18 protein-coding genes are annotated in these 12,858 nt (G+C 49.8%); 6 read left to right on the forward strand and 12 right to left on the reverse strand.

The window, feature by feature from the left end:
* Nucleotides 1–2 precede the first annotated feature (2 nt).
* Nucleotides 3–251 (reverse strand): DUF2862 domain-containing protein, encoded by a 249-nt coding sequence (locus SynBIOSE41_RS03560; RefSeq protein ID WP_066907168.1) that lies wholly within the window; start codon nucleotides 249–251, stop codon nucleotides 3–5.
* Between the two features lie 77 nt (nucleotides 252–328).
* Between SynBIOSE41_RS03560 and hisF the strand changes: the two genes are divergently transcribed.
* The 5 genes from hisF (at nucleotide 329) to SynBIOSE41_RS03585 (ending at nucleotide 3,974) form a co-directional block, all read left to right on the forward strand.
* Nucleotides 329–1,108 (forward strand): imidazole glycerol phosphate synthase subunit HisF, encoded by a 780-nt coding sequence (gene hisF / locus SynBIOSE41_RS03565; RefSeq protein ID WP_186539625.1) that lies wholly within the window; start codon nucleotides 329–331, stop codon nucleotides 1,106–1,108.
* A gap of 101 nt (nucleotides 1,109–1,209) precedes the next feature.
* Nucleotides 1,210–1,413 (forward strand): hypothetical protein, encoded by a 204-nt coding sequence (locus SynBIOSE41_RS03570; RefSeq protein ID WP_255475929.1) that lies wholly within the window; start codon nucleotides 1,210–1,212, stop codon nucleotides 1,411–1,413.
* Entirely contained in the window at nucleotides 1,410–2,111 is a 702-nt protein-coding gene (ubiE, locus tag SynBIOSE41_RS03575) for a bifunctional demethylmenaquinone methyltransferase/2-methoxy-6-polyprenyl-1,4-benzoquinol methylase UbiE (RefSeq protein ID WP_186539626.1), read from the forward strand. The genes SynBIOSE41_RS03570 and ubiE overlap by 4 nt, the downstream gene beginning before the upstream one ends.
* Nucleotides 2,112–2,196: 85 nt before the next feature.
* Entirely contained in the window at nucleotides 2,197–2,544 is a 348-nt protein-coding gene (locus SynBIOSE41_RS03580) for a hypothetical protein (protein ID WP_066906811.1), read from the forward strand.
* 173 nt (nucleotides 2,545–2,717) lie between these two features.
* Nucleotides 2,718–3,974 (forward strand): site-specific integrase, encoded by a 1,257-nt coding sequence (locus SynBIOSE41_RS03585; RefSeq protein WP_186539627.1) that lies wholly within the window; start codon nucleotides 2,718–2,720, stop codon nucleotides 3,972–3,974.
* 285 nt (nucleotides 3,975–4,259) lie between these two features.
* Here the strand turns inward: SynBIOSE41_RS03585 and SynBIOSE41_RS03590 are convergent, their stop codons facing one another.
* From SynBIOSE41_RS03590 to SynBIOSE41_RS03630, 10 genes are all read right to left on the reverse strand, one after another.
* The gene (locus SynBIOSE41_RS03590) at nucleotides 4,260–4,937 is read right to left on the reverse strand and encodes a hypothetical protein (protein WP_186539628.1); all 678 of its coding nucleotides are present in this window, start codon (nucleotides 4,935–4,937) and stop codon (nucleotides 4,260–4,262) included.
* A 72-nt stretch (nucleotides 4,938–5,009) separates the two neighbouring features.
* Nucleotides 5,010–5,144, reverse strand: a complete 135-nt coding sequence (locus SynBIOSE41_RS17945; protein ID WP_255475930.1) for a hypothetical protein — start codon at nucleotides 5,142–5,144, stop codon at nucleotides 5,010–5,012.
* A 158-nt stretch (nucleotides 5,145–5,302) separates the two neighbouring features.
* Nucleotides 5,303–5,587: a hypothetical protein gene (locus SynBIOSE41_RS03595; RefSeq protein ID WP_186539629.1), complete on the reverse strand. Its 285-nt coding sequence runs from the start codon at nucleotides 5,585–5,587 to the stop codon at nucleotides 5,303–5,305.
* Nucleotides 5,588–6,043: 456 nt separating this feature from the next.
* The gene (locus SynBIOSE41_RS03600; RefSeq protein ID WP_186539630.1) at nucleotides 6,044–6,406 is read right to left on the reverse strand and encodes a hypothetical protein; all 363 of its coding nucleotides are present in this window, start codon (nucleotides 6,404–6,406) and stop codon (nucleotides 6,044–6,046) included.
* A gap of 876 nt (nucleotides 6,407–7,282) precedes the next feature.
* On the reverse strand, nucleotides 7,283–7,651 hold the full coding sequence (locus SynBIOSE41_RS03605) for a hypothetical protein (protein WP_186539631.1): 369 nt from the start codon (nucleotides 7,649–7,651) through the stop codon (nucleotides 7,283–7,285).
* Nucleotides 7,652–7,716: 65 nt separating this feature from the next.
* Nucleotides 7,717–8,247, reverse strand: coding sequence for a hypothetical protein (locus tag SynBIOSE41_RS03610; protein ID WP_186539632.1), 531 nt, complete (start codon nucleotides 8,245–8,247; stop codon nucleotides 7,717–7,719).
* 145 nt (nucleotides 8,248–8,392) lie between these two features.
* A complete protein-coding gene (locus SynBIOSE41_RS03615) occupies nucleotides 8,393–8,590 on the reverse strand; it encodes a hypothetical protein (protein WP_186539633.1) in 198 nt (65 codons plus the stop codon).
* Between the two features lie 477 nt (nucleotides 8,591–9,067).
* Complete coding sequence (locus SynBIOSE41_RS03620) at nucleotides 9,068–9,736, reverse strand: hypothetical protein (RefSeq protein WP_186539634.1); 669 nt, start codon at nucleotides 9,734–9,736, stop codon at nucleotides 9,068–9,070.
* A gap of 49 nt (nucleotides 9,737–9,785) precedes the next feature.
* Entirely contained in the window at nucleotides 9,786–10,031 is a 246-nt protein-coding gene (locus SynBIOSE41_RS03625; protein WP_186539635.1) for a hypothetical protein, read from the reverse strand.
* Between the two features lie 178 nt (nucleotides 10,032–10,209).
* Nucleotides 10,210–10,698: a hypothetical protein gene (locus SynBIOSE41_RS03630; RefSeq protein ID WP_186539636.1), complete on the reverse strand. Its 489-nt coding sequence runs from the start codon at nucleotides 10,696–10,698 to the stop codon at nucleotides 10,210–10,212.
* Nucleotides 10,699–11,480: 782 nt separating this feature from the next.
* Here SynBIOSE41_RS03630 and SynBIOSE41_RS03635 point away from each other — a divergent pair.
* Complete coding sequence (locus SynBIOSE41_RS03635) at nucleotides 11,481–11,879, forward strand: hypothetical protein (RefSeq protein WP_186539637.1); 399 nt, start codon at nucleotides 11,481–11,483, stop codon at nucleotides 11,877–11,879.
* Here SynBIOSE41_RS03635 and SynBIOSE41_RS03640 read toward each other — a convergent pair.
* Entirely contained in the window at nucleotides 11,876–12,745 is an 870-nt protein-coding gene (locus SynBIOSE41_RS03640) for a hypothetical protein (RefSeq protein WP_186539638.1), read from the reverse strand. The genes SynBIOSE41_RS03635 and SynBIOSE41_RS03640 overlap by 4 nt on opposite strands.
* Nucleotides 12,746–12,858: the final 113 nt, after the last annotated feature.

A 12,858-nucleotide genomic window follows, 5' to 3' on the forward strand; every position in this document is an offset into this window, starting at 1 on the left:
CCTCAGGCTGCGACGATTTCATCTTCAAAGAACCAGGAGCTGGATCCATCACTCAGCTCGACGACCACTCCAATGCCTTTGCCGTCGACCGTACGGAATTCAGTCACGGTGCCGAATGCATCACTTTTCAACAGGTCAACCATGTCCTGAGGAATGCGATCACGAACCCGGGTTACGCGAACTTTGCTTCCGACCTCAATGGACTCGAGTTTCGGTGTTGGAAGAGGTTCTGAGCCGGTTAATCGTTTGATCAGATTGAGAACATTTCCCAGCATGACCTGCAAGGCTTGGAAAGACATTGCACCTTAACAGCCGTGTATCGAATGCCATGGTCGCCCTGCGCCTGATTCCCTGTCTTGATGTCGCCAAGGGGCGCGTGGTGAAGGGAGTGAATTTCGTGGGACTTCGCGATGCGGGAGATCCTGTCGAGTTGGCCTGCCGTTACAGCCAGGCCGGTGCGGATGAACTCGTGTTTCTGGATATCGCGGCTAGTCATGAGGGCCGAGCCACCCTGGTGGAGATGGTCCGCAGAACATCGGATCAGGTCACCATTCCCTTCACGGTTGGTGGCGGCATCGCCTCGGTGGAGGGCATCACCGAGCTGCTGCGGGCCGGTGCTGACAAGGTCAGCCTCAACTCCTCAGCAGTGCGAAGGCCGGAGCTGGTCAAGGAGGGAGCGGATCGCTTTGGTTGTCAATGCATCGTGGTTGCCATTGATGCTCGCCGCCGGGATGAAGGCGGATGGGATGTGTATGTGAAGGGTGGTCGTGAGAACACCGGCCTAGATGTGATCACCTGGGCACGGCGGGTCGCTGCACTCGGAGCCGGCGAGATCCTGCTCACATCCATGGATGGTGATGGCACCCAGGCGGGCTATGACCTGGAGCTCACGCGGGCGGTCGCACAGGCCGTTCCCGTGCCTGTGATCGCTTCCGGAGGCGCCGGTTGTCTTGATCACATCGCTGCGGCTCTTGACTCCGGCCCGGATGGAGGCCAGGCATCCGCTGCGCTGCTGGCATCCCTGCTTCATGACGGAATCCTCACCGTTGAGGCGATTAAGGCGGATTTGCTCAGTCGAGGCCTGATGATCCGGCCTTTGGAGGCTTGATTTCTCTTAATGTGTGTGGAACTTTTCTTCACAGTTGGATTCCCTTAGTGCATCTCCCGCTTTCCACGATTGAGGCACTGAAGGTTTCTTCTGGTCAGCCATTGATTCCCTCGAGCTGGGTGCTGCCCCTTGGCATTTTGCTTGTGTTCGTGGTGATCGCCCTTGTGGGCTGGGCTCTTCAGTTGATGCAAGCCGCCATGGATCAGGGAGAGTTTTCGCTCATGCTGGCTGGCTGCATGGTCTGTTCAGCCGCAGTTGGAATCGCCACGGTGATGGTTATGACGCTCAGTGGCCTGCCGCTTTGAAACCCGGCGATGCAGAAGCTGTTGAACAGTTGTTTAACGAGGCTGCGCCCAGCTACGACAGGCTGAACGATTGGCTGAGCTTCGGACTCCATCGCCAGTGGAAGCGACAGATGGTGCTGCAGCTTGCACCGCGGCCAGGAGAGCAATGGCTGGATCTGTGTTGCGGAACGGGTGATCTGGCCCTCGCTCTGGCACGCCGTTTGAGACCTGGCGGGGGCGTGGTTGGTGTGGATGCGGCGGCTGCTCCTCTGGCGATCGCGGCCCAGCGATCAGCGCGGGAACCATGGCTGCCGGTGCACTGGCAGCAGGGCGATGCTCTGAATCTGGAACTGCAGGATGCCTGCGCCGATGGGGCGTTGATGGCCTATGGATTGCGCAATCTGGCTGATCCGGCTGCTGGCCTCAGGGAGCTTCGGCGCGTGTTGCGTGAGGGAGGCCGCGCCGGTCTGCTGGATTTCAACCGACCGCCGTCTGGCACTGCTGCGGCTGTGTTCCAACGGACTTACCTGCGCAGAGTGGTGGTTCCTGTTGCGTCTAGGGCCGGCCTTGCCGATCACTACGCCTATCTCGAAGCGAGCCTCATGCGTTTCCCCGATGGACCCGCACAGCAGCATTTGGCACTCGACGCCGGCTTCCGCGAAGCCTGCCATCGCCCGTTGGCAGGTGGCCTGATGGGCCTTCTCACGGTTTGGGCCTGAAAGATTAATCCCCCGGCGCAGCTCGCTTGCGACAAGTGAGACCGATGAACTATGAAGGAATGATTAAGAAGCGGGGGAGAAACGCATGGCCTTTCCGTTGCCGTCTCTGCTGTCCTCCATTGAGGATTTGCTGGATGAAGTCCAGTGGCTGGACGGGATGATCCTGGTCACCGACGCACAGAAGGCCACCTTCGTTTCCTTTTCTCAGGTGGATCCTGTGCTGCGCCGTCTGCGTTCTCGGCCCAGAGGTGCGGAGGTGGCTGAAAAGCTCTGCATGTCGCTGCTGGAAACCCACGGCAAAGGGGCCAGCAAGCCCGTTCTGGTGTTTCAGGGTGATGGCAGTTTCTGGCTGGGCACCATGGGTCCGGGTCGCAGTCATCCCCATCGGCATCATGCGATCGCCCATCTGCGCCGCTGCCTTTCCTTGAGCTGAGCTGCCGAGGCGGCTCTGACGAGAGAATGCATCGGATTGGCTCCAGCGCACGGATGCATTTTCAGGACAGAAAGACAACATTCGATTTTGTCCTTGAGATCCGTTGCAACTACTGGCTTGGGTGATTAGCCTGTCTCAACTGTTAAACAACTGTTGAACAGGGTTGCACTTACGTGAAAATCCTCGAGAGCATCCGCCTGATGGGCGGGGATTTGCTGATTCAGCGGTTCGATGACCGACCTAATTATCAAGCACGTCTGTACGACCGCAAGAACAGGCGTTACATCACGCGTTCTCTGCGCACGACCGACCAGGCAGTAGCGACTGACAGGGCAATAGCCCTTTGGCGGGAGTCGATGCCCTTGATTGAGGCCAATGTGCCGTTGAAAGCAGGGTCAATCGCCGCCTGCATCGAGGATTACTACGCGTATCAGCAGCGGAGGGTGGAAGCAGGGGAGATACAGGCAGGCGCACTGCGGGATTCAAGGGCACAGCTCTCTGTTGCTTTGATTTATTGCGGCTTGCAGGAGCTGACCCTGCTGACTCACGTCCAAGCGCACAGCTTCAACGAGTTTTTGCCCTGGCGTCGGGACAAATCACTGCTGATCACCACTGGTAAGGCAGGGATTATGCGCCGTTCGTCCCTCAATAAAGGGATCAGGGAGCTGCGGATGTGGTGGAAGTGGGTGAAGGCACAGCGATTGAGCGAGGTCGAGCTTGAAATCAAAGAGCTTTCCACCAGACGGGAGGAACCACGGCAACGCAACGTGGCATTCACAGATGCCGACTGGAAAAAGCTCCTTGCAGAGCTGAAACGCTGGGCTTTTACCGAAGCGAAAGGCCCTGACTGGAAGATCAAGAGGATGCGTCCAGTGCATTGGTTCGGAAGAAGGAACTTCTTCTACCTGATGCAGATGCTTGTGCTGTCAGGCCTGCGTCCACAGGAAGCAACCCAGATCATCACGTGGAATGACCTGAAATTCCGCAATCAAGGGGCGAATGCTACAGCTAGAGCGCTTGATTCTGCTCTTGTCATCCGCGTTCGCAACGATCAAGGCAAAGGTTCGCGTTCAGTTGCAACGAATGCAGGGGTATTGCTGAAAGCCTTCAAGAAATACTCGAATGATTGGAGAAAAGAGAATGGTTACCCACAGATCAAAGGATCTGACTTGGTATTTGCGTATCCCCCAAGTAATAAGGCGTACTCATACACTCATTACGGGAAAATGTTTCGTGATCGACTCCGTCACATTGGATTAGAGGGTAAGGGCTACACAATCCGCTCAACAAGAGCGACATACATCACTGATCGTCTAGCTGAAGGTAAGGCTCCGTACATCGTCGCCCGTAATTGTGGGCATGACTTGAAAGTCATGATGAGAGACTACGAACAGCTCAATGAAGATCAGTTGATCAACGAATTGTTGTAGCGATACTGCGTAGCTCGCTGTATCTAAAGAGTTGAGTGTCCTTCTCGGTATCCAATCACTGTGATCAAAGTAATGATCGATATAAGTGCGCATACACCAACCCAATCGACTTCAGTCATCCGCCAACCTTCGCTTTCTTCATGTTCAGCGTAGGACAGATGAGCGATTGTCACAAGGCGTGGAAACCGAATGAAATGTTGAGGCTTTGAGAAATAAGAAAGAATGCCCTCCGCTAGGGAGGGCATTGAAATTATTGAATGAGACGAGGCGAGTGAGCCAGAGGCGCTATGCCTGGCGAACCTCGGCGAGAAGCTGGTCAAGCTCTTCTTCAGGTACATCGAAAGGAACTTCTTCCTCATCAACCTGCTGGGTTAGTTGAGGTGAATCCTCATTCTCTTGAGCAGTTCCATTTGCCCAAGAGATTGCATCAAGCATGTCGTCGTAACCCATCTTGCCTTTGCCGAACTCCTCTTTGGGAATGTCGACACGGTGGAATGCACCTTGTTCAACGTATTGAACGTTGACGAACGTTGCCCTCCCCTTGGGTGCAAGAGTGATGGTGAGCTGATCACCAAGCTGCTTGCGCGTTAGGTACTTGAGCTGAAGCAAGAAGCTTGAAGCTGTCCAGCTGTTGAGCGATGTGCGGTACACATACGATGTGCCATCAGCAGCGATGACACGGACAAGTAACTTGTCGACAGGATCAAAGGACTCATAGGTTTGAGTGATGATCTTGAGGTCAACCAGCCAGCAGCGCAGGGAGTTAGGCATCCAGAGTTTGGAGCCATCGTCGAGCAGCATGTATGCCGCACGGCCTTGACTTTCAGGACAGCTACCACCAATGAAGAGCGTGGTCATCATCGATTGCTGAAGCTGTTCCTCTCCTTCATCGAGGAAACCAGTGACGCCTTGAGCCAGGTTGTTGATGCCGAGCTCGTCAGTTGGAACGACTGCGATAGTCATTGAGTATCTAGCGATTGAAGTTCTCAAGAAGAGAACACCAAGGAATGAAGCCCGCGCTAGGCGGGCATTGGTTTAGTCGAGGCTGCGGAAGTAGTCAGGACATGTCGCCATCAGTTGATGAGCTACACGAGCGAAGTAACTACCGTCTTGCCATGCACGTTTGAGAGCTGGTCCGTGATGACTATTGAGTGTGATTTCTTTAGCCATCTGACCAGCTAATGCAGGGTTAATACCTTCCTCTTGCATAAGACGACAGCCTTCAATGGCAATGAAGGTTGCATAGTCAGGGGGTTCAGCTGTAATCAAGGGTGTCGAGCTGAACAACACTGCTGCTGATAGAGCAGTGAGTGCAATGGGTAGATGCATTACTGGGCATCCACTGCATGCCAGTACCAGGCCTCGATGTAGTCGTGGACTTCACACAGATGCTTGAGCATCTGCATTCTCTGATCACGGGCTTGCTCGAATGCAGTAGGTGGCAACGTCTGGAAGTCACGGCCATGACAGGTAGCTGCAACGAGTAGTTGTTCAGCGATACGAACTGCTTTGAGTGCAGCTTCGTACTCGTCCTCGATGGCACGAGGATTAGTGCCGTTGATGTTGAAGGCAGGCAGTGAGTGAGCTGTGCCTGGTGCAGAGGTAGTTGTCATAGGAGATATGAATGACACGCAAGAAAAAAGCCGCTGTTAAGCGGCGGTGTTAGCTTTTTTTTGGGGATCAATTAACCTCTTGCAGAGTACGAATTGACTTTGCAGTAATCTTGAACGTACTGCTTTGGATTGGAATCTCCTATCGCATACTTGTTAATCCGCAGGTCTTGGATCGCGACGATGTAGTTAATCTGACCTGTGACTAAACGTTCGCATGTCTTCTCCGTATTCAAATGGGTTTGCACCCAGTTGTAAGGTAAGAAGATTGCGAGAAAGAGCAAGATCCTTTGCCACCAATTTAGTTTTAACCACATGGCTATTCAGGAATGTAATCGGCTAAAGACAAACGAAGCATTGGATTAATTAACAGGAAGAAGGATTAATAAACGGGTGGGTCACTTATCAGCATCCGTCGGAAGCAGACGCATGTCCTCACCCGATCGGGGGATTTCTGAATCAGTACTCGTCAGGCCACAGAGCACAGGTATTGCAGTGAGCCCCGCCGAAGTCTTCAGTGATGACCCAGAGTTTGGGGAAGCCTGACCTGTGCCACACACTCATGAGACGTCCACCACAACCTGGGTTGTTGTAGACCTCGTCATTCAGTGCGGCATCTTCAGCACAGGTGTCACCCCAACATCCATCTGCGTGAGAGGTAACGCAGACAGTGAGCCAGTGCCGCCGCCAGTCCACACCGAGTGTGCCAGGTAGAGGTTCATCGTCATAAGGCAAGACACCTGTGTCGATAAAGTCAGCGACACCTCGGGTCAGTACAAAGCGGCCAAGCTTGAGCAGTTTGCTGGCTGGAGCTGTAGTCATGAGAGATAGTTCTTATGAGAGAACACCAGCAAATGAAGCGGGCGATAGGCCCGCTGTTGTTATTTGCAGTTGAGCTTTCGCTTCAGTGCTTTCAGTGCCTGCCGCCTAGCTCTTAATGCCTGTGGCTTCAGCTTTGGCTTGGTATCTTTCTTGCTGTGATGGTAACGATTAGGTACTTGCATTTGATTGAGGATATAAATGTACGAAGAATCTGGGGGCACGATAGTGCCCTTATGTTATTCAATTGTCAGCCGTACAGTAGACGGATAGCAATAACGTTGTCATCAGACTCAAGCCTGTCACTTAATTGATTGGCCTTCCTCTGTGAGTAAACGGTATCTGTACAGACCTCACCGTTAAGCAAGCAGTATTCAATAGCAATATGGTATTCATATTAGGTTTAAAGAATGAACACCCCTGCTCGGAGCCAGCGGTAGGCTGGCCCCTGTATTTATAAAGCAGTAGTTAATAGAGGCTCTCTTCCTGATGTGGTTGAGTCTGTAATCAGTCGAAGTCAACAGTCATAGTGTCACTGTTCAGAACGTATTGAACAGATCCGTTTTGACAGTAGATATCACGGCGATTAAGTCCGAGGTGAAAGCCTGTTTCTTCGATCATGCCGAGTCTCTTGCGGATCGTCTCGGGCAGCTGCCTCATGAGGAGGCGAGCATCTAAAGCTTCAGTCGGCTTGACTTTGAAGCTGGGTGTTGGAGGTTTCATAAGTGGTGTCATTGTAGATATCAATATTGTGAAATAAAATTGTTAGTCTTTGGAATCTTTCAGCCTGCATCTCCATATCAATCAAGTGGCGATAGTCAATATCAGAGTGATGTCTAGTGCGGCTGAAACAAGTAAGCTCTGGCGGTAGAATCTGCATCAAGTAGAAACCTTGAGGCTTTGGATACGCTCAAGGGTTTTCTGGCTTGGTTTCCTACGCCTAGCTTTTCTTGGAGCTTTAACTGCATCTTTAGTTACATCAGCCACGAGCACATCCTTCTTTGGAGAAGAAGTGGCAGCAGCTTTAGGCTTGACAGTAGAAGCTGGGACAGAGGGAACATCAGCTTCTGGAATAGCAGCAGTAATAGGAGTAATTAAAGCTAGAGCTGGTTGAGTAGATTCATCTGGAGCAAAGGTTCTTTCTATAAGTTTGAATGCTATATAGAGAGAAGGAATGAGAATGCGTGTGGCAATTACTTTACTTATGGCAAGCACAAGTATCGCTATGCCTATCAATCGGTAGGTCATTAGTTTAATGCGAATGTTAAGTAAATGTTAAGAGCCGCATACAAAAGTAGCGGCATTAGTTGTTATCAAGCGACGCCCATAGCTGGATCTGCGTCATCAACATCGGTGAGACCTTTGATCGTCACCTCTGCTTCTTTCGCTTTGGTAACGAGTGTCTGGCGTTGTTCCTCGCTCAATGCGTCAAAGACAGCACGTGTAATGCGAGTAGCCATGACACCGCCGCCGATTAGACCTGCGAGGAAAGCTGGCCAACCTAGGAAGGGGAAGACAGCAAGCAAGCAACTGATGATGATGACTGTGGGCACGGCACCTTTGGTGCATTCCCAAGTCCTATCAAGGACAATCTCTCGTTGCTCGTCTCGAGTTAGCTGTCCTGACTTGACTGATTTCTCTGTGTCGAGGAACGTCAGCACTGCTGTGTAGATGGCGTAGGTAATCAAGCCTCCGCTTGTACCTTCAACAAGACCGTCGAAGCCGAGCATTGAACCGTCTGCATTGATGTCTGGTGCAAAGCCAGTACCGAATGCGGCAGCTTCTGGACCTGCCTTGCGAGGGGAGATGACATATTCCCCGTTGTGATTCTTTTGTAATGTCATGATTGGGATAAATACTTGAGTTAAGTTAAGTCTAATTTGAATGGCAGAATAATGTTGAGTCTCTGACTAATTTGAGTACACGACTCTGTTATTCATTACCTGCCACCCGAGTTCAAGGCGGGCGCTAGGCCCGCTGGCTGTTGAATTACAAGGAGACAGAAACTTTCCAAGGAAAGTTAATACCGACTAGATCAATTGCAGTAGCAAATTCATCGCCGAGTTCACCGTCTCTCATTGATTTCTCTGCATCCTCATAGTGATCAGAGAAGAAGATTTCAAGACCGTTCATGACAAGCTCTTTGGCTTGATCAGTTGTGAGTTGCGTGGGTGTAGCTGTTGTCATTTGAAAATTATTGAGTGAGTAAAGGTGCTACTCGTTTATCGAATAGCACCCGAGTTCGGAGCGGGCGATAGGCCCGCTGGCTGTTGGGAGTAAGAATTAATCGAAGCAAGCAGAGGTGTACTCGTCGTCTTCATAGAAGTTGCTTGCGAACCTTTCGTATTCTGTATCCGAAAGATGATCAAAGATAATCTTAAATAGATCGTTTCCGCTGATAGAAGTTACGTAATCAGCGAGCATGTTTTCACGTACTTGCTTAAACTCAAGTGCGAGAGCCTGGGATTTAACAGTAGAGTTGTTCATTTGGTTAAACGTATAAAGTGCATGCCTCAAGATCAAGGATATAATCTCTAGGGCATACAATTAATATAACAAATTTAAACAAATAGTGTGGGTAATTAGTGCACTATATGAGTAGTATTAGTACTTAAATTGTGCACTTTACAGAGCGAGCTTTCTGCGTAGCAGAAACCGAGCGACTTAAACAGCAGCTTTAGCTTGAGCCTTGTCTGCTTCTTTAGCGATTACGGCGAATGAAGGTGCAGCGCCCGTGAAGATCTCTGGTAACAGTGCAGAGTCAAGAGTTGTGAAACCTGTGCGGTCATCTTCAGAGATAGCGTTGTACTGATCGTGAGGTATTACCTTGTCGGCATCAGACAGTACGTCAATGATTAGCCCCTCATGTAAAGAGGCAATGGAGACACGCATGTCTGATTGCTTCAGAGCTTCAACAAATCCGTCTACGTCAGAAGCCTCATGCATGGGGCGTAAGTCTTGGACATGCGTCACTAAAACCTGACGAGCATCGGGGTCGTCTGCTGGTCTGACATCTGATCCTGAATCATTCGTCAGTCCTACGAAGGCAGTGCCTACGTAAAGCAGCTCTTCGCCTGCCTCTAGTGCGAGGTTACCGAAGTAGCGACCTGCAACTCTGCTGGCTTGCACACGATCCTCGTAGTTAAGACTTGCGGTCATGTACCTATTGGAGGTAATCGCAATTGCGAAAGGATCAAACTCAACATTGTCAAGCAGAAGATCCTGCATGGACTTCTGCAGATAGCGAGTGATTGCAGAGGCATTGCTCTCGGCAACTACGTCGCCTAGTTCTGTGTCATGAATGTCAACGCTGTTAAAGGCGTTAGGTGTCAATTGGGAATGCATAGTTTATAACGTGTGTTTGATTTAAAGGTGGTAATTATCAGAGAAGATCTTCGTCGTCTTGGTTGACGACACGCACAACGTCTTGAGAAAGACGGGCGTCTTCAAGACCCTCAACTGTGCCTTGAACTTCTTCGGCAGAAGCAAGTTCACTAGCAGTGACACTAGCGATTACAGCATCAACGTCAGTGCCTGTCGGACGTTCAACGTCAACGGTGAAGTATGTGTCAACTCTGTAGGTAACTGTGAAGGTCTCTATTTCAGTTGCAGAAATAGTAGTAGTCATTGATTTAAAAATATTGAATGTGTACAGCCTGCCCTCTGTGGGCGCGATAGCGCCCTAGGGCTGTTGGCTGTTGCTCTGAAAGAGCGAGAAGACTCGGAGCCCGCGATAGGCGGGCATATCTACAAGCTAACAGCTGTAGTCATCGGAGTCTGAAGACACATGCAACTGGATATGTCTATCAAACAGCGGCAAGCATTTTTGCTGCGCGAATTTGCTGGATCGTTGGCACACCGTCATGATTGAGTACGAGAACTCCTCGTGGCATGCCGAGCTCATGTCTGTATCTGGTTGCTCTGGTTACGTAACCCTGAAGGGCGTAGACGAAGTCATCGCCTTGTAAAAACTCGGGTTGATAGTGGATCTCTGGATCACTCACGGTGATACCTCGGTCAATCAAAGATTTGACGAGAGCGAGACGAGGCAAACGTTTGACACCCTCAACAAGGTGAGCAGCAAGCTGGGACATCATGGCGACAGTGCCTGGCATCATCTCTGGTGTGGAGAAGCAAAGCAGCTCTGGCAGTTTGAACTGGGACAGACCGATCGTGTACACGTGGGCTGGGCACTCGTTATCGCCGTTGATGGCGAATAGAGAGAAGCCGTTGGCTTTGGCAGTAGCGACACGCTGCTGCTCGTATGCCTCAACGACTGAAGGGAAGGAACTCATGGATATAAGAGAAGAACATCCCCCTCGAGGCGCGCGATAGGCGCGCATCTACAAGGAAAGAAAGAGTGACTGTGCACAAATCGAACCGCTGCTTTCACGACAGCTGGCTGTTCGGTAGGCGTGGTAGGTCAGGCAACCACCGCATCAACACCAGCACAACGAAGCAAACAACTGAAGCCGCACACGAGCACACACGTCATGCATGTGAACAGATGCTGTGTGCAGTGCGGCGGTGGCTGAAGCATCAGCGCATCAACGAAGCAGGCAACGTTGTCGCTCGTCATCCTTCGGATTGGTGCCCAGTATCAATGGAACATTGGTAACTGAATCTAAATCAGCGAACAAGAACGACGTTCGTACGTTCGCGAATGAAATAACAAACGAATCGTTTGTGTCATTTCAATTAAAGAACTGAAGACTTAAGTCTGAAGTTCAAAGACAAACGAAACACAAAGTGTTTCACGTTTGGAATGTGAACAGAAGAAGAACTTTAGTTCTGATTCTTGTGAGCTGAAACCCTTTCGTTCTCGTTGGTTGCTACAAAAATAATATTGTGTTGATAACACAAGTACTATGTGCATACATAAGTACTTTATTTTTTTGTTTGAGCAACCCCCGAAGAACAGAGGGGTTTTAACCTATCAAAAATTTTGTAGCATTTTTTAGGTCCTATAGAGGTTTTTAACTTCGGGAAAGGTTCTGGTCAATAACACTTCGGGAAAGGCACTGAAGTCACATCAACCTAGCTATGCAATTAACATAAAAGCAGACGCAATAATGTAATGGAAACCGCACTAAAACAAGTAGCCGCTTATATCAAGGGAGAGGTTAACGAATTGGGCCAGCTCAATCCCAAGCCATTTCCTATGGACGACAAGACATATGAACAACTAAAGGCAAGTGTCGATACGATTGACGGGATGTCTGCAGAGAACGTCCTCAAAGAATTGCCCGAGACAATTGCTGTAGCGGACCTTTCAGATGACAGTAAAGATATCCTCCTCCGCTTTGGTCTTGAAGCTCCAGCAAAATTGAACGCTTACTCTATTGCTGTGGAAGATAATGTAATTGAGCTATGTGAGAAAAATCATCAACTAAAGATGGAGCTTGAGGAGCTACGGTTAAGGCATAAAGCTCTACAGGCTGCGCTGGCTGGAACGATTAAAGGGAGAGAAGATTAATCAATAGGTGTAGCGCGCCAAGCACAACCGTCAATTGTGATGGCCTTACCGTTTCGTAAATCGTGTTTCACTTTCTGTTTGCAGCGGTTGCCAATATCAACAGCTTCAAAGAACTTCGGGAAAGACGAGTATTGTTCTGTGGATTGGTCGCACTCAATCACGTAATTCTTCTTGTTGACTGACGCGCATTTCAAGCAACATGTTGACCGACCTGCTGCCAAATTACAGTATGCGACGTCATGCTCTGTGCCGCACAGCGTGCAACGGCATGAAAGAATCTTGCCTTGACCTTTGTGTTGTAGTGGCTTTGCAGGTTTCGGCAGAGTGATCCAATCACCGTATCTTCTATAGGCAAAAGTGTAGTCATCAAGTGGGAAGTCGAGCTCTTCAGCTACACGTCTTACGAGTACTGCAGCGTGGTCTGGGATTCCAAGAGCTCTGCATGCATCGACTGCGTAACCACCGTGTTGTTCGATGTGGTCAAGCACTGGCTTGTATTTTTTCTGAATTCTGCGGCGATGAGCGGCTCTTTTTGCCTTGGCTGAATCCAGCACAATTCCCATATCGGCAAGCAGAACTGTGATGTATTGAGGGGAAGTCTGCAGCGTTTCTGCTACTTCAGTTCTAGTCACTTTGTAACTGCAAATGTCATCAAGCATTTCCTGTAGCAGTTCTTTTCGGTAGCTCTGTAATTTCACTTGGCTTACATCAAAACCATAGTGCCTAATCTTGCGGTAAAAATCTGATCGATCTAAACCCTTCGTTTTGAGGATGGCGCAAACACTCTTGAACTGCTTGACTTCAGCGACAACTTCATCAAATATCTTTTTAAAAGCTTGAAATTTTTTGTCAGTTACTTGAGACATATTTGTAGATACAATCATATCTATACTATAACTAATGAAGATACAATTTGTGGGCTGTTAAGTATGTAAAAGCGAAACAATCTTATTAATAAAAAGATAAAATAGAAAAGAGA

Origin of the sequence: Synechococcus sp. BIOS-E4-1 (assembly GCF_014279995.1) — a bacterium.
In the GTDB taxonomy this organism is placed as follows: Bacteria; Cyanobacteriota; Cyanobacteriia; order PCC-6307; family Cyanobiaceae; genus Synechococcus_C.